The 16,706-nt window shown below is 49.0% G+C and carries 17 protein-coding genes; 5 read left to right on the forward strand and 12 right to left on the reverse strand.

The window, feature by feature from the left end; genetic code table 11:
- Nucleotides 1-12 precede the first annotated feature (12 nt).
- The 4 genes from ACFO4U_RS08810 to ACFO4U_RS08825 all read left to right on the forward strand — a co-directional run bounded on the left by ACFO4U_RS08810 (nt 13) and on the right by ACFO4U_RS08825 (nt 4,209).
- The gene (locus ACFO4U_RS08810) at nt 13-1,491 is read left to right on the forward strand and encodes a multicopper oxidase family protein (RefSeq protein WP_251125265.1); all 1,479 of its coding nucleotides are present in this window, start codon (nt 13-15) and stop codon (nt 1,489-1,491) included.
- Between the two features lie 155 nt (nt 1,492-1,646).
- Nucleotides 1,647-2,792, forward strand: a complete 1,146-nt coding sequence (locus ACFO4U_RS08815; protein WP_215243633.1) for a sensor histidine kinase — start codon at nt 1,647-1,649, stop codon at nt 2,790-2,792.
- 96 nt (nt 2,793-2,888) lie between these two features.
- On the forward strand, nt 2,889-3,032 hold the full coding sequence (locus ACFO4U_RS08820) for a hypothetical protein (RefSeq protein ID WP_026825140.1): 144 nt from the start codon (nt 2,889-2,891) through the stop codon (nt 3,030-3,032).
- Nucleotides 3,033-3,123: 91 nt separating this feature from the next.
- Nucleotides 3,124-4,209, forward strand: coding sequence for a GGDEF domain-containing protein (locus ACFO4U_RS08825; RefSeq protein WP_196431250.1), 1,086 nt, complete (start codon nt 3,124-3,126; stop codon nt 4,207-4,209).
- A 39-nt stretch (nt 4,210-4,248) separates the two neighbouring features.
- On the opposite strand, the gene ACFO4U_RS08830 is transcribed toward ACFO4U_RS08825, so the two are convergent.
- The 7 genes from ACFO4U_RS08830 to ACFO4U_RS08860 form a co-directional block, all read right to left on the reverse strand.
- A complete protein-coding gene (locus ACFO4U_RS08830) occupies nt 4,249-4,923 on the reverse strand; it encodes a glycerophosphodiester phosphodiesterase (RefSeq protein WP_215243632.1) in 675 nt (224 codons plus the stop codon).
- A 1-nt stretch (nt 4,924) separates the two neighbouring features.
- Nucleotides 4,925-6,232 carry an ABC transporter substrate-binding protein gene (locus ACFO4U_RS08835; RefSeq protein ID WP_074035774.1) on the reverse strand — a complete coding sequence of 436 codons (1,308 nt, stop codon included), beginning with the start codon at nt 6,230-6,232 and terminating at the stop codon, nt 4,925-4,927.
- Between the two features lie 16 nt (nt 6,233-6,248).
- Nucleotides 6,249-7,058 (reverse strand): carbohydrate ABC transporter permease, encoded by an 810-nt coding sequence (locus ACFO4U_RS08840; protein WP_215243631.1) that lies wholly within the window; start codon nt 7,056-7,058, stop codon nt 6,249-6,251.
- The gene (locus ACFO4U_RS08845) at nt 7,055-7,960 is read right to left on the reverse strand and encodes a carbohydrate ABC transporter permease (protein ID WP_214690443.1); all 906 of its coding nucleotides are present in this window, start codon (nt 7,958-7,960) and stop codon (nt 7,055-7,057) included. Before ACFO4U_RS08845 ends, ACFO4U_RS08840 begins: the two co-directional genes overlap by 4 nt.
- Complete coding sequence (locus ACFO4U_RS08850; protein WP_159562953.1) at nt 7,957-9,048, reverse strand: ABC transporter ATP-binding protein; 1,092 nt, start codon at nt 9,046-9,048, stop codon at nt 7,957-7,959. Before ACFO4U_RS08850 ends, ACFO4U_RS08845 begins: the two co-directional genes overlap by 4 nt.
- Complete coding sequence (locus ACFO4U_RS08855) at nt 9,045-9,632, reverse strand: glycerol-3-phosphate responsive antiterminator (RefSeq protein ID WP_084543122.1); 588 nt, start codon at nt 9,630-9,632, stop codon at nt 9,045-9,047. Before ACFO4U_RS08855 ends, ACFO4U_RS08850 begins: the two co-directional genes overlap by 4 nt.
- Before the next feature lie 200 nt (nt 9,633-9,832).
- Entirely contained in the window at nt 9,833-11,314 is a 1,482-nt protein-coding gene (locus ACFO4U_RS08860; RefSeq protein ID WP_215243630.1) for a cryptochrome/photolyase family protein, read from the reverse strand.
- 64 nt (nt 11,315-11,378) lie between these two features.
- On the opposite strand from ACFO4U_RS08860, the gene ACFO4U_RS08865 reads away from it, so the two are divergent.
- Nucleotides 11,379-12,008, forward strand: coding sequence for a class I SAM-dependent methyltransferase (locus tag ACFO4U_RS08865; RefSeq protein ID WP_159562956.1), 630 nt, complete (start codon nt 11,379-11,381; stop codon nt 12,006-12,008).
- A 108-nt stretch (nt 12,009-12,116) separates the two neighbouring features.
- Here ACFO4U_RS08865 and ACFO4U_RS08870 read toward each other — a convergent pair whose 3' ends face one another.
- The 5 genes from ACFO4U_RS08870 to ACFO4U_RS08890 all read right to left on the reverse strand — a co-directional run bounded on the left by ACFO4U_RS08870 (nt 12,117) and on the right by ACFO4U_RS08890 (nt 16,654).
- Complete coding sequence (locus ACFO4U_RS08870) at nt 12,117-13,055, reverse strand: sensor domain-containing diguanylate cyclase (protein WP_214736527.1); 939 nt, start codon at nt 13,053-13,055, stop codon at nt 12,117-12,119.
- A gap of 137 nt (nt 13,056-13,192) precedes the next feature.
- On the reverse strand, nt 13,193-13,888 hold the full coding sequence (locus ACFO4U_RS08875; protein WP_196431257.1) for an N-acetylmannosamine-6-phosphate 2-epimerase: 696 nt from the start codon (nt 13,886-13,888) through the stop codon (nt 13,193-13,195).
- A gap of 5 nt (nt 13,889-13,893) precedes the next feature.
- On the reverse strand, nt 13,894-14,697 hold the full coding sequence (locus ACFO4U_RS08880; RefSeq protein WP_012727332.1) for a MurR/RpiR family transcriptional regulator: 804 nt from the start codon (nt 14,695-14,697) through the stop codon (nt 13,894-13,896).
- A gap of 23 nt (nt 14,698-14,720) precedes the next feature.
- Nucleotides 14,721-16,259 carry a maltose/glucose-specific PTS transporter subunit IIC gene (locus ACFO4U_RS08885; RefSeq protein ID WP_159562958.1) on the reverse strand — a complete coding sequence of 513 codons (1,539 nt, stop codon included), beginning with the start codon at nt 16,257-16,259 and terminating at the stop codon, nt 14,721-14,723.
- A 116-nt stretch (nt 16,260-16,375) separates the two neighbouring features.
- Nucleotides 16,376-16,654 carry a hypothetical protein gene (locus ACFO4U_RS08890; protein WP_012727334.1) on the reverse strand — a complete coding sequence of 93 codons (279 nt, stop codon included), beginning with the start codon at nt 16,652-16,654 and terminating at the stop codon, nt 16,376-16,378.
- Nucleotides 16,655-16,706: the final 52 nt, after the last annotated feature.

The raw sequence follows: 16,706 nt of genomic DNA on the forward strand, positions 1-16,706 counted from the left end.
GAGTGTTATAGAATGAAATCGAAAGGAATGTGGTTTCTGTTGACGGGGATTTTAATTGGGGGCATCTTCGTTTTACTAGTCGTCCTCTTCAACGGGACATGGAACCATAACAACAATATGGACCAAAATCATATGATGGGAAACGATTCGGCAACGGGTCAGATGGGACACGGAGCGAGGCAAGAGCTCCAAGCATCGGATGAACCGACACAGCCGCTTCCGATTCCGACCGCCTTACAGCCAGATCGTGTCACGGAAGACACGGTCTACTATACGGTGGAAGCAACTAAAGGCACGTCACAATTTTTCAAAGACGGCAAGAAATCGGAAACATTCGGTTATAATGGAGACTTACTCGGACCAATGATCGAGTTACCGAAAGGAAAAACAGTCGTAATCGATACCATCAATCGATTGGATGAACCGACAACGTTCCACTGGCACGGACTCGTCATTCCTGCCGACATGGACGGGGGACCTCATCAGACCGTCGCACCAGGTGAACGGGCACAAGTTCGACTCGACATCGACCAAGAACCTAGTACGCTGTGGTTTCACCCCCATCCGATGGGTTCGACAGCTGAACAAGTTTATAAAGGGCTTGCCGGTCTTCTTTATGTGACTAACGATACACCGAATGGTCTCCCGAATGAATATGGAGTCGACGACATCCCGCTCATTGTACAAGATCGACGCTTCACTCCTAACGGTGGGTTAGATTATGATGCCCATATGAACGTTGACGGAACGACCGGGGATACAATTCTTGCGAATGGAGCCATCAACACGACGTTCGACGTTCAAACCGAGACGTTACGTGTGCGACTAGTCAACGGTTCGAATGCGCGCGATTTTGATTTTACGTTATCTAACGAGGCCGAGATGACGCAGATTGCGACAGACGGAGGACCGTTAGAGCGCCCGATTCCCTTAAGAACCATCACGTTGACACCAGGTGAACGGGCCGAAGTGCTGATAGATTTTTCACAAGTTGAAGATGTCGCCGCCTTAAAAGCGGACGGAGTGACATTCACTACGTTTCGTGTCGGTGAACTCGACAAGGCGTCCATTAAGATTCCGGTGACCGAGACGATGGAGCGCTCGACAGATAAGACGGCAGATCGACGGCTCACCCTTTTTGGAATGGGTAACATGGTTTCAATCAACGGAAAGACCTATGATCCGGAGCGTATCGACATCGAAGCGAAACGCGGAGACACCAAGGTATGGGAAATTGAAAATAAACCAGATATGATGGGTGGGATGACACATCCCTTCCACATCCACGGCGTCCAGTTCCGAGTCATTAGTCGAGACGGCAACCCACCATCCGATCAGGAAAAAGGGTGGAAAGATACGGTAGCCGTCGCTCCAGATGAACGAGTAAAGATTGAAATCACCTTCACGAAAACCGGCACATTTATGTATCATTGCCACATCCTCGAGCATGAAGAAAATGGGATGATGGGACAAGTAAAAGTGACCGAATGACCGACACCTCTCTGTTCTATCAGCGGAGAGGTGTTTTGTATCCGTCCCGATTTCGATACGTTTCTGCTAGGACTATTGCCTGTATAGGGATTCCTTCTCGAATGTCGTATACTTATTGTGAATGCATGTACAAATGTTCGCGAGGAGGTAGGTCCATGCGCCGATTCCATAGGATTAGGCAGAAACGCTCCGCTCGTCAAAAACAGCAACGCCACACGTTCTCCATCGCTTCCATCGTGGAAGAAGTACAGGATGCGATGTGTTATATCGATTTCTCAAGATGTCGTCTGTATTCGAATGATTCTCTTCGGCAATGGTGCCCTTCGATGACAACACAATCTTTTGACACATTGGAAACATTGACTCGTTATTTATATGCCACGTTGGAACAGCATGGGGCGGATTCCGCACAAGTCATGCACCTCATCCAGGAATTGCTCGAATGTGCGACTGAAACGGATCCAAGGATGACCTCACGTCGTCTGCGCTTTAATGACAAGACGCTACATTTGATTTTCAACTTCACGCGCACACCACGTGGCGTTTTCATCATGTGGCGCGACCAAACAGAAGCTGTCCGCTTTGAAGAACGTAAAGACAGTTTCCTTGCCGAACTGTCTCATGATTTCCGCACGCCATTGACTGCCATCCATGGCTATACGGAGTTACTCATGACACGCCATCAAGGTTCGGAAAAGTCGTATCAGATGCTAACACAAGTCAAACAAGAATCGGAACGGCTGGAGCGGCTCGTCGATAATTTCCTCGATTATCAAAAAGAGCGCTACACGGCTGACCAACTGACCGTGACGACGTTCGCACTCCGTCCTCTTTTAGAGGATGTCATGTCGAGCTATCAGACGACCTCCCCGCTTCATACAGTGACATTTGAAACGAATGATGTCTCGATTCAAGCAGATGAAGAAAAGTTACGGCAATTGCTCCATAACCTCATTGGTAACGCCATCAAGTACTCTCCTGACGGCGGTACGGTCCATACGAGAGTATTTGAATGTGCTGGCACAATCATCTTATCTGTATCCGATACCGGCATCGGGATTCCGGAAGAAGCACTTCCATACGTATTTGATGAATATTACCGTGTCGAATCCGCTGCCCACCAATCGATCAAAGGAACCGGTCTCGGTCTACGAATCTGTAAACGAATCGCTGAAGCCCATGGTTGGGGAATTCATGCGGACTCGGTATACGGGGAAGGCACCACCTTTACGATCGAGCTCCACACCAGACAGAGTTGTTCATTGCAATCATCACCTAAACATTCGGTTTCGTTCGACTGATTTAATCGGTCGAACGTTTTTTAATTTGTTTCGATTCAAGAATGAAGCGCATTCGTTTTGGGAATAAAGAAGTGTCGAAGAGAGGAGGAAATGAAGATGAAACAACGTGGCTACTTATCGATTCCCGTCGCGGTCGTATTCGCCGTCGTTTTCGGGCTCACCCTCGATAATTGGTGGCTCGGCATTGGAATTGGCATCGCTATGTTTTTTGCGTTTCGAGGAACAAAGAAGAAAGCGTGAAAAGATAATGAACATTTACACACCTTCAGATTGACAATTATTTGAAGACTGCTACCGTTAATGTATAGTCTATGAAAAAGGTCGTGAAGGAATGACGCTCACCGTCTTGTTGCTCAATGCTTGTGTCGCATTCACCGGATTTTATATCATCTCGAAGATTTATCATTCTTCGCTTTTTAATTCGTACCGTCTTCGTAGTTCTGTGATTGGAATACTCGCCGGTGCACTCGGTCTGTTTTTGATGTATAACGCCGTAGAAGCTAACGATATGGTCCGTGTGGATTTACGTCACTTACCGCTCGTGTTGCTTGCTTTTTATGGTGCTCGTTTTCCTTTATTCATTGCGACACTTGTCATCGCCAGTACACGATTCTTGTTCGGAATGACCGAGCAGGCCATGATTGCATTTATCGCGACGTTCATCGTCAGCATCGGGATGCTCTGGATTCATCGGCTGCTTCGGGAGCGACTCTTCTTACAGAGTATCTTTTTGAACGTATGGGCGCTCTTCATTATTTCGATTGCCGTCTATATCAATATGGGTTGGAGCACAGCCTATGTATCCCTCGTCTTGTCCATTTGGATGATTGGCATGCTCGTCGGTCTACTCTCGAGCATCCTCACCATCGACCTAGAACAAACGACCCGCCGTGCCATCGAGTACAAACAGTCGTCTGAACGAGACCATTTGACCGGTCTATACAATCGACGTGTGTGGGATCGATATACGGCTTCCATCGGTCAAGAGAATCGGACGTACAATGTACTCGCGCTCGATATCGATCATTTTAAACATGTGAACGATACATATGGTCACGGAAACGGTGATCTCGTCTTACAACAGTTCGCCAACATCTTAAAAGTCGAGACGCGTGCCCATGACACTGTCGCACGAATCGGTGGCGAAGAATTCGTCATCTTGATGTACGACTTGACGCCAGAGAAGGTAGACAAAGTGGCCAACCGGATACGAGAACGGATTGCTGCTGAACTATTCCACTTGAACGATTTTCCACCGATTCAAATCACGACGTCCGTCGGGGTCGCACACGGGACCTCGCTCCCCATCAAGCGGATGGTAGATCTCGCTGATTCGGCGCTCTATCAAGCGAAAAACGAAGGGCGTAATCAAGTTGTCATCTCAACCTATGACACACCAGAACCGATCATGACATGAATGAACCCCGCTCCTTCTCAGGAGCGGGGTTTAGTCTACTCATTTTGTAAACCGTTCAACCTCATCTGTCATGATGGCCGAAACCGTTATCGGGGGAAGGTCCTTCACGTCGTTGATCGTGTAGAGCCGTGTCTCGAGCGTCGTCTGTTGTATCTGATCCCATGCTTTCGAACCGATAAATGCAGGCTGGGCGTGAATCGCCTCGGCCCGAATCGTTTCAGCGAACGAGACGGTGTCCGACTCACCCGTGAGTGTCAACACTGCAAGCCGGGCGACTGGTGCCGCATCTCGCATTCGGACGAGCGTTTCACGATTGAATGAGGAGAACACGACACGGTCACCGAGTTCAAACTCGTTGACAGCAAACCAAGCGAGACGTTCAATCCCTGGATACGCATATTGATCCGTCTTCAATTCGATGTTCAGGGTGACGTTGCTTCGTTCAATCAGTCCGAGCACCTCTTCTAACGTTGGGATGCGTTCATAGCCGTCAATCTTCAACTGGCGCAACTCCTGAAGCGTCATGTCTTTCACCCATCCCGTTCCATTTGTCGTCCGGTCGACGGTTTCGTCATGAATGACGACGAGACGCCCGTCCTTCGATAGCTGTACGTCCAGCTCGATTCCGTCCACATAGGGAAGAGCTGCCTCGAACGCGGACAATGTATTTTCCGGGTAATTGGCGCTATAGCCGCGATGTGCGTAAATCAACATGTCACTGCCCCAAGGTGGAAGTCGTCTCATCGGCCGCACGCTTCAATGCTTCTTCGACCGACACCCCTTGATACAAACTTTCCATCGCGTTGACGACACTTTGACGTGATTGCGGGAACGTCGAGATGAGCGCTCCTTGTGTCGCCGGTGATGGTTTCGTCTCACTGAGTTGGTCGACCGTCACTTTCAGTTGTGGATATTTCGCCCACATTTCTTTTACGATCGGTTCATTGTATGCTTCCGGATTGATGGCGAAGTAGCCTGTGTCAACATGCCACTGTGCTTGCGCTTCCGTTGAAGCGACATACTTCATGAACTCCCATGCGCCTTCTTTCGTCTCTTCGGCAATGCCATCACCCATCCAGAGCGATGCCCCGCCGATGACGACGCCTTGACGCTCCGCTTCATTCGGTACCGGTAAGTACGATGCGCCGATTTCAAAGTCCGCGTTGTCTGCTACCGTACGGATTCCTGCTGACGAATCAAGGTACATGGCAACTTTTCCAGATTGGAATGCCGCGCGCATGTCGTCCCAGTTTTGACCGACGTTTAGGAATGTCTTCTCATCGTACATCTCTTTGATGAGATTGAACGCGTTCTGTCCTTCTTCGCCATCAAACACGGCTTTCGTCGGGTCTCCGCTTCGTCCATTGTCATTGTCGACATACAGTCCACCTTGTGCGGCCAAGAGCTGTTCAAAGAACCAACCGTAGTTGAGCATCGTGAAGCCGGTCTGACCGTCCGTTGTCAACTTCTTCGCCGCCTCTTTCAACTCGTCATATGTGCGTGGTGCTTTCTCTGGATCGAGCCCTGCTTTTTCAAACGCCTCTTTGTTATAGATGAGGATCGGTGTCGAGGAGTTGAACGGCATCGAGTATTGCTTCCCATCGACCTGATAATAACTCAAGATGTTCTCTTCCCATACGCTCGTGTCAAAATCCTCTTTGTCGATGAACTCTTGAACTGGTGTGATTTTGTTCGAATCGATCATGTATTTCGTCCCGACCTCGAACGTCTGCATGATGGCTGGAGCGTCTTCCGAACCGGCGACCGCATTGAATTTCGTCAACGCTTCCTCATATGTTCCTTGGAAGACCGGTTTGACTTCATAGTCGTCTTGCGAAGCGTTGAACGCGTCGACTTGACTGTTTAAAGCCGTCTCCAAGTCCCCACTCATCGCATGCCAAAAGACGACCTCTGTCTTTCCGTCTTCTGTCGTCGCCGCGACTGGTGCCGCTTCTTCACTGCCACATGCCCCGAGTAATAACACCGAACTTGCCAACCCTGCGAATAATCCTAACTTTTTCATTTGTCATATCCCCCTATTATTTGATAGCGCCTTGCGTCAATCCTTCTTGCAAGTGCTTTTGTCCTGCGAACAACAATACAAGTGTCGGAATGATAATCAAGATGACTGCTGCCATGACGACGCCCCAATCCGAGGCGACTTCGTTCGACTGCATCTGTTTGATGCCGATTTGGACCGTCCGCGCCTGTTCCGTGTTCGTGACGAGAAGCGGCCATAAGTACATATTCCAAGTCGTCAAAAAGCTATACACCGACAATGTGACGAGCGGTGTCTTCGAGACCGGCAAGACGACGTTCCAAAAGAATCGGAAGCGACTGATCCCGGCAACTTGGGATGCCTCGTACATTTCATACGGAATCGTTTTGAACTGTTGCCGAAGTAAAAACGTCCCGAATGCGAGTGCGAAGAACGGCACAGACAGTCCCCAAACACTATTCAGCCAACCGAGCGACTGGATTGTCAAAAAGTTCGGGACCATCGTCGCTTCCCATGGCACCATCATCGTTGCCAGGAAGAGCATAAAGATGAGCCCTTTTCCTTTAAAGTCGATGAAGACGAACGCGAATGCTGCAAGACTCGATAATACTACCTGTCCGACCATCACGAGGAGCGCGACAATCAAACTGTTGAGCAGGTACGTCATCATCGGGATGCGTTCGAACGCGGCCACATAGTTTTCCAATGAAGGTTCACGTGGAAGGAGATGTCCCTGGAGCACTTCCTTCCCGTCCATCAGACTGATCGAAAACGCATAGGCGATTGGAAACAGCATGACGACGGCACTCAAGATGAGTAAGACATAGACGCCTATATTCCGTAATCTCATTGGTAATGCACCTTCCTTTCGACCAGTTTGAACTGTAGCCACGTCAACAGAAGGACGGCGATGAATAAGAGCACGGCCTGGGCACTGGCACTGCCGACGTTATAATTGATAAACGCATCTTTGTAGATGGCATAGACGATGACATTCGTCGCATTCGTCGGTCCACCTTTCGTCAATAAATCAATCTGTCCAAACGTCTGGAAGGCGTTGATCAGCGAGATGATCCCGACGAAGAAAAGTGTCGGTGACAACATCGGGATGGTGATGGCCCGAAGTTGCGTCCAATAACTCGTCCCGGCAATGTCCGCACTCTCATACAACGTCCGATCGATGTTCTGCAGACCGCCGAGTAGAATCAAGAACGTGAAGCCGATATTCATCCAAACGGTCGCAAGTGACACGGAAAGGAGCGCATATTGTGGATCGAGGAGCCACTGTACACCGCTTGCCCCCACTGCCTCGAGAAACCGGTTGAAGATACCGATCGACGGATTATACATGAACATCCAAATGACCGATGACGCCGCGACGCTCATCCCCATCGTCGCCGAGAACGCCGTCCGAAAAATACCGATCCCTTTCAGTTTCTCATTGGCGAGGAGTGCGAGACCGAGCGCAATCAAAATCGTGAGCGGGACCGTCAAAAGGACGAATCCGACTGTCGCCTGAATGCTTTGCCAAAATGCCGCACTCGTGAACAAATTGCTATAGTGCCCGACTCCGACAAAGTCGAGTGGTGTCCCCTGTGTGTCGGTCCGGAAAAAGCTTAAATAAATCGTTCGCAACAGTGGATAGACGAGGAAGACACCAAACAAGATGATAGACGGAGACAAGTACAACAATCCGCTCGCTGCGTCAGATAGCCGCGTCCGGACTTTCTCTCTCGGTAAGGCGACCGTCATTGGAACACCTCCAACGCCTCAAACAGTTTCGGTTGTCGTGGCTCAATGCGCTGTCCGTTCGTATCAAATAGCGACATCTGTTTCGGATCCACATAACACGCCACTTTTTCGCCGACCGTGAGCGGCCATTGCCCCGGCCATTTTGCCAACCATTCATTCCCCCCGATGTCAAAAGCGAGAATTGTCTCGGTCCCGAGCACTTCAATATTCTTCAGTTCTGCGTAAAACGTCACATCTTCATCCGCCGGCTTGATTTGCTCAGGACGGACACCGAGTGTCGCCTGTGACATCTCCGTCAATGTGTTCGGATCAAACATTCGCCCGTCTGATGCCATCCAGCCTTTTTCTTGTCGTGTCACGTCGACTAGATTCATCGGAGGTGATCCGATGAAAGAAGCGACGAATGTATTCGCTGGTTTATTGTATAGGTCGAGCGGCTTCCCGACTTGTTGCACTTCCCCCTCATTGAGGAGCATGATGCGGTCTGCCATCGTCATCGCCTCGACTTGGTCGTGGGTGACATAAATCATCGTCAATCCGAGTTTGCGCTGTAACTGACGGATCTCTGAACGCATCTTTGCCCGTAGTTTCGCATCCAAGTTCGAAAGCGGCTCATCCATCAGGCAAATGGGTGCCTCGGTCACGATGGCACGTGCCAAGGCGACACGCTGTCGCTGACCACCGGAGAGTTCGCGCGGTTTCCGTTTTAAGTAATCGGTGAGCCCGAGTGTCTCCGCCGCCTGTAGGCAACGCTCCCGCTGTTCAAGCTTCGTCAGTCCTTTCGTATGTAGACCGAACGTGATATTTTTCTCAACCGTCATATGTGGGTAAAGGGCATAGTTTTGGAACACCATCGACAAGTGACGCTCACTCGGCTTCATCCCGTTTGCTGCCACTCCGTCGATGCGAAGCGTTCCGCTTGTGATGGATTCGAGCCCGGCTATCATCCGAAGCATCGTACTCTTCCCGCAGCCGGACGGACCGACGAGTGCGAAGAACTCTCCTGCTTCAATCGTCACGTCAATCCCTCGAATGACTTCCGTCTCCCCGAATGATTTCGCCAGTTGTTGTAGTTGTATCGATTTCATGCTAATTCCTCCTTCTGACTTTGTACGTGCCAAAGTCGTTCATCCCCGGTCGATACGGCGAATGCCCCATGATCGAGGGCGCGATGCACGTCAATCGGTTGACGAATCATGCCACCTGTCACAATCGGAAAAGAGACGTCCCGGGAAATCTTCTCGACGACGCTCGGAATCAGACCAGGCATGAGTTCAATCGCATCCGGTTGTTGCGCCTCGGCGAGCTTGAGCCCGCTCGTGACCGCGTCCGAGTCGACGAGAAAGAGTCGTTGTACCGTCAAGAGCCCCGCTCGCTTCGCATGCTGGAGCACGGATGCTTTCGTCGTGACAATCCCATCGGCGCCGACACGTTTGGCGAGGTAATCGATCCCGTCCCGGTCGAGGCTGATGCCATTGATTCGCTCAGCGTGGAGGAAGACCGTTCGATTCTCTCGCTTCAAGTGCGCCACATAGCGGTCGAGTGTACTGAGCGTTCCCATCATGAGAAACGTCGTCGTCACATCTGTCCGTAAAAACGCCTCGATTTGTTTTGGACTTTTGATGGAGGCAATCATCCGTTCTTGTCCGATTCGTGCAATCGCTTCATTCACTTGAATCATCCTCTCTTCAAAAAAGGACCAACAGAAACGACACGTCATCGACGTACGGGCTTCTGTTGGTCTCTCAAAGGTTCTACCGGTAACTATTCACTTGGAGTGAGGGGGTCTCACAGCTCCTATCGTAACGAACGATTGTAAAGACACGATAAAGAAATCGCAAAGTTTCATGAAGAGAACGTAAAAAAACCGATTCACGGGGAATCGGTCAACGTCTGTTCGGCTTTCGCTAAGATATCGGATTTCACATCATCATCCCGTCCTTGCCAATTGCGGACCATCATCTTCATCCGCTGGTTGTTCGAGAATCGTTCCTCGTGACGATCGATGAACCGCCAATAGAGGGCGTTGAACGGACAGGCGTCGTCTTCTGTCGTATGTTTCGGGTTGTATGCGCAATCCCGACAGTAGTCACTCATCCGGTCGATATATTTTCCGGAAGCGACATACGGTTTTGTGGCGAGCTTTCCACCGTCCGCATGAAGGGCCATCCCAAGAACGTTCGGTAAGACGACCCAGTCATAGGCATCGATGTACATCTCGTTGAACCAGTCGCTCGTCTGTTGCGGTGAAATCTCGAACAATGTCGCATAGTTTCCGAGCACCATCAGTCGCTGGATATGATGATTGTGGGCATGCGCGACGACCGGTTTCAAACTTTGATGCAGACAGTTCAAATCCGTCTTCGCATCCCAGAAGAAGGACGGTAAGTCGCGTTCATGCTTGAACGTGTTCACGTCTTCATAACCGGGCATGACAGCGAGATAGACGGCGCGCATATATTCCCGCCAACCGAGGATTTGCCGGACGAATCCTTCAATCGACGATAGCGGTGCATCCGCCTGACATGCCGCATCAACGACTTCACGCGGTGTCAGTAGACCGATATTGATGGCAGCTGACAACAGGCTGTGCGACATCTCGGGTTCATCCGTCATCATCGCATCTTGATACGGGCCGAACGTCTCAAGACGCTCTTCTACGAACCGTTTTAGCGCACGTCTCGCCTCATGATGTGTGACCGGCCAATGGAACCGGGTCACCTCTCCTGGATGCTCCGAGAACGTTGACTCGACTTTTTCGATGACGTCTTTCGTGATCGAATCTGGACGGAAATGGATGGCAGATGGAAACGATAGTCCTTCTTTCGGTGGTTTTCGGTTATCCGTATCAAATGACCATTTTCCACCGCGAGGCTTCCCGTCTTCGAGTAATACGTCGAATCGCTTACGCATGTAACGATAAAAACGATCCATCCGCCACGGTTCATTTCCGAGCGTCTCGGTCGCTTCCTTTTTTGATAAGTAGAAGAGCGGGACATCCGTATGTTCGACAAGGTGATGTTTCTTACCGAACTGTTTCAGTTTTTTCGCCATCGGTTCGTCCGTGACGGCGGTGATATGAATTTCGTCCGGATTGTACTGTTTCACATGGTTGTCCCACGCCTCTTGGAACGAATCCGCTTCGTGGTAATCTACGGTATATCCTTTATCACGCAATTCTTCCGCAAAGTGGCGCATCGCAGAGAAGATCAGGACGAGCTTTTGTTTATGGTACGGACGCCACGATGCGCGTGATGTCGCCTCAATCATGACGATGACGTCATCTTCTTTCATATCCTTCAACATCGCAAGTTCGTGCGAGAGTTGGTTGCCGAGTATCCAAAATGAACGCATGTTGTTGACTCCTTTGTCTCATCGATGTGCTACAATCGAGCTACTTTCGAAGTGAGGTGATGATGTGTTACCACAAGTGCTACTGAAATGGATTGACAGTCAATACGAGAATCCAAGGGGTCCCGTCGGAAAGTATATCGGGGAAAAGATGGTACGCCAACACCGGGTCGAAGTCGAATGGACGATTGAACAGTTAGACATTCAACCTGGTACAACCGTTCTAGAGCTCGGGTGCGGGGCCGGCGATGCGATGGCGACCATCCTTCAACGACATCCTGACGTACATGTCATGGGTCTCGACCGTTCGAAGACGATTCTCGATTCAGCACGACAGCGTAATCATGCTTCGATGCAAACAAAACGGGCAAAGTTGATTCAAGGAGATTTGCATCAATTTGAGATGATGGACGCATCCGTCAATCACGTGTTCAGCGTTCACACACTATATTTCTGGAGAGATGTCACGACCGTTCTGTCTGAAATCGAACGCGTCTTGAAACCGAATGGCACATTTGTCATCACCTACTGTGACGGGAAAGGTGATGTCGAATGGAACGACATCTCCGATATGATTCGGAATCAATTTATCCCCGCAGCGGTGAGTCTCGGATTCAAGGACGTATCGGTACAACGTGGACCGGACTCCCGTGATTATCATACGGTCGCCGTTACGGGATGCAAACCGAACTCTTAATCACTACCCGTTTTTCATTCGATCCTTTCACGCCAATCGGTTCGTTGGTGCTGAATGCGAAAACAGAAGGCTAAACCAATCGTAATCCATCGGTTTAGCCTTCTGACGTTATTTATAAAACTTGTACGTGTTCTTCCCGCTCGATTTAGATTGATACAGTGCAATGTCTGCCTCTTTCAACAATCGACCGAGGTCCGCCTGTTCGTCGGAATCATATTGAGCGATGCCGATGCTCGCTGATAACGGGAGATGGTCGTCCCATTCTTTCAATACAGACAAGATTTGTTCAGCATACCCAATGACAGTCTCTTTTGATAACGCATGTGCGATTTTTATAAGAAATTCATCCCCACCTAAACGATACACTCTCGAATCAGGTATCGGCTCCATCAAACGTCTCAGACGAAGCGCCACTTCTTTCAAGACGAGGTCCCCTTCATCATGACCGAATGTGTCATTCACCCATTTGAACCCATCTAAATCAATCAAGAACAGTGCCCCACCTTGATTCGGATTCGTCTCAAAATAGTTATTCAAGTAATGTCGGTTATAAAGATCCGTCAATTCATCCCGTGAGGCACGACGTTCGAGTTCTAAATAGTAACTGAACATACGAACCACGCGCTTCAACAAGCGGACACTTTTTGAATCGTACTGGGCGCTTTTATGATTGGCGACACAGAGCGTACCGAAAATATCCCCGTTCTTCGTCAGAATCGGGATTCCCAAATACGACTTGATGTTCACTTCGCGCAGTAATGCCTGAAGTCGCGTCGATTCAATCTGCGATTCGATGTCTTCATACATCAAAACTTCTCGTTGATTGAAATCGATTCGATTACATACCGTATCCTTCAAATCAAAGGACATGCCTTCTTCAAGTAGGATAGGAGAATCTTGTGAGGACAGTTTGAGTATATGTTGGGTGTCATTCTCAATTGACGTGAGATAGACTAGTTTATCTGGTACTATTTCTTTTGCTAACTCAATCAAGTCAATCGCTAGCTCATCGAAATTCCGATACATTTGAAACTCATATGAGTGCATATGGCACCTCCACGCTAAAAATCATCCACACTCATTATATCGAACAGTTTGGTCTTTCCCTGTACCGATATATAAAAAATACCTCACGACGTCCATCGCGTCGTGAGGTATTGAATAGCGTCCTGATTGATTCATTCTTACAGCGAACTCTTCACACTCGAAGTGAGCGCTGCATCGAATCGTGCCGTGATTTGATGCGGACGGGTGATGGCTCCCCCTACAACGACCGCGTGCGTTCCTAAATCCATACAACGCTTTGCCATCTCAGGTGTCAAAATATTCCCCTCGGCCACGACCGGCTGTGTCACGTGATCTAACACATCTTTTAAAAACTTGAAATCATCATGGTAGAGAAGAGATCCTTTCGTTTCGTCTGTATATCCGTGCAAAGTTGTCGAGATATAGTCGAAACCAAGGCGATCCGCCTCAATGCAGTCCTCGAGGGTCGCGCAATCAGCCATCAACAATTGATTCGGATAAATCGAGCGGATAGCGTGAACCAGTTCTTGGAGTGACAGGTTTCCCGGACGAGGACGCTTTGTCGCGTCGAGCGCGATGGCGTCCACACCGACTTCCATCAATTCCTCGATCTCTTTCATGGTCGCTGTGATGAACACGTCACTATCTTCATAGTCACGTTTGACGATACCAATAATCGGAACAGTCACGTGTTTTTTTATTTCTTGAATATCCCTCGCTGAATTGGCTCGAATTCCTTTGGCGCCACCTTGAACGGCCGCAATAGCCATCCGTCCCATAATGAATTCACTATGGAGCGGTTCACCTTCTAAAGCCTGGCACGAAACAATCAATCCAGTCGGTAACGTTATCATAATAGTTATTCACTTCTTTCTTTTAAACGATCAAGCGCTTTAAGTGTTTGTAGATAATGCGCTTTTAATGCTTCATTCGTCTCCATCAATGTCTTCGTCACCGCGTCGGCTGTGAAGAGAAGTGGGAGTTGTGTATTAATCAAGAATGCCTCACCGGAGGCACCGGCAGTCAACAACCGATAGTCGACAAGTTCAGCAAGTGGTGAATGTTGATAACCGACGAATGCAACTGTCGTACACCCCGACTCTTTCGCGAGTTGCATCGCCTGGACGACTTCTCGACTTTCTCCACTATTCGAAAAGGCAATGACTACGTCTTCTGACGTGACAATCGATGCGTCCATGACCATGCTGTGACTGTCGAAAGCGGTAGTCGCCAACAATCCCATCCGTCTCAATCTGTATTCCATTTCCTGTGCCACTAGTCCGGCGTTGCCTAATCCGTATAAGTGAACGGATCGGCTCGATGTAATCTCTTTACAAATCGCAAGTAGTTCATCCTGATCAATTAAATGAGCGGTCGTCTGAATCAATTCAATGTATGACCGCTGCATCGGTTCGAGCGAAGTCGTTTGGGGCAAATTCGTTTCCGTCAACGTCTTTTGCATCATGAGCTTCAGTGAACTATAACTTCCCACTCCGATTTTTTTGCAAAACCGCGTGATTGTCCCTGGTGAAGTCGCAATCGCATTTGCTAAATCGGTAATGTTCATTTCGATTGCCTCATTCATGTTCGCCATCAGATAATCCGCAATCTTTTTCTCACTGCCCGTCATTTCTGAATACACGTGTTTTATTTGCTCCCACACGGTTCTTCCCTCCAACACATTCGTTATTCGCCCCGGCCTAACGCCTCTTGGACTTCATTCTTAATAATTGTAACAGAAGGACCGTAGATTACTTGAATTCCATTCCCTTTTTGAACCACCCCGTGAGCGCCCGTCTCTTTCAACAAGTCTTCACGGACATGTTGATTGTCGTTGACGGTGACGCGGAGGCGTGTCGCGCAGCAGTCGACCGTCTCAATATTGTCGTCGCCACCTAGTGCCGCAATGATGGCTGACGTACGATCCGACGCCGCAACGTCTGCTGTTTTTACTGTCTCATCCGATCGTCCAGGTGTCATGAAATTGAACTTTGTGATGAGGAAACGGAACGTTACGTAGTAGAGCAAGAACCAGAAGGCACCGATGACCGGTACGAGCATCCAGTTCGTCTTGTCATTCCCTTGTAAGACCCCGAATAAGATAAAATCAATGAACCCACCAGAGAATGTTTGACCAATCGTAATCTCAAAGATGTGAGCCATCATAAAAGCAAGTCCATCAAAGATAGCATGTACTAGATAGAGGACCGGCGCGACAAACAAAAATGCGAATTCGAGTGGCTCTGTGATTCCCGTCAAGAATGAGGTGAGTGCTGCCGAGAACAAGAGCCCGAACACGACTTTCTTTTGCTCCGGCTTTGCACAGTGATACATGGCAAGCGCCGCACCGAGAAGACCAAACATCATCGTAATGAATCGACCCGACATAAATCGTGCTGTTCCTTCATAGAATTGTGTCGTGTTCGGGTCAGCCAACTGCGCGAAGAAAATCTTTTGTGTTCCTTCGATCAATGTTCCGTCAATGACCATCGAGCCCCCGAGCCCAGTGGTCCAAAACGGAATGTAGAAGATATGGTGCAATCCAAATGGTCCAAGCATCCGAAGGACGAACCCATAAATAAATGTTCCGATATATCCTGTTTTTTCAACGAGACCACCTAACGAGAAAATCCCGTTCTGCACCGTCGGCCAGATGAAGTAGAGCCCAATCCCTACACCAATCGCAACGAATGACGTGATGATTGGGACAAAACGTGATCCGCTGAAGAACCCGAGGAACTGTGGAAGCACTTGCTTGTTGTAGCGGTTATGCAAGAGCGCCGTGACAATCCCAATCAAGATCCCACCGAACACACCAGTTTCAAGCGTTTGAATTCCGAGCGCCATCCCTTGACCGGCACTCGCTAAGTTCGTTTCCATCAACTCTCCAGTAATCTGAAGCATTGCGTTGATGGTCGCATTCATAATCAAATACCCAAGCATCGCTGCCAATCCGGCCGTTCCTTTATCAGACTTCGCGAGTCCGACAGCGACACCGATGGCAAACAACACAGCCAAGTTCGCGAATACAATCGAACCGGCAGCCGCCATAATGGTGAATAGATGTTGCAACCAGTCGATGTCGAGGAACGGGTACGCTTGCACCGTATTCGGGTTAGACAAGGCGCCCCCAATTCCTAACAGTAGTCCAGCGGCCGGTAAGACAGCAATCGGCAACATGAACGATTTCCCGAATTGTTGCGCTCGTTCAAAGAGACGTGACATGAATAAATCCTCCTTAAAATCATTTTCACCTGAATCATAATATGAAAAATATTTTTATGCAAGCGTTTACGGTAAAAAAGATTTTAAAAAGAGTGACCTCGTTTGGTCACTCCAGATTACCCTCGACTTTTCCGCGTCAACGTCAATCCACCAAATCCACTGATGACAGCGATGTAAAATCCTAAATCATAGAACCAGCCGGTATTGTTCACTTCATACACACGATACGTATCATTGAATAATCCTAAAATGAGTGAGATCGGTGCAATCCATCCGTGCCAAATACCCCAGAAAAAACCTGCCGGATCCGTCGTGTACGTCCCGTCACCCGGAACACAACCTCCGAGTAGTGTAACAAGTGTCAGCATGATGAGTATGATTCCAAATCGTTTCATCTTTCATCCCTCCTATAATGGGTATTCCCGTTTCTCCTAAAAAAAGCACTGA

The sequence above is a fragment of the Exiguobacterium profundum genome (genome assembly GCF_042652865.1).
Classification (GTDB): Bacteria; Bacillota; Bacilli; order Exiguobacteriales; family Exiguobacteriaceae; genus Exiguobacterium; species Exiguobacterium profundum.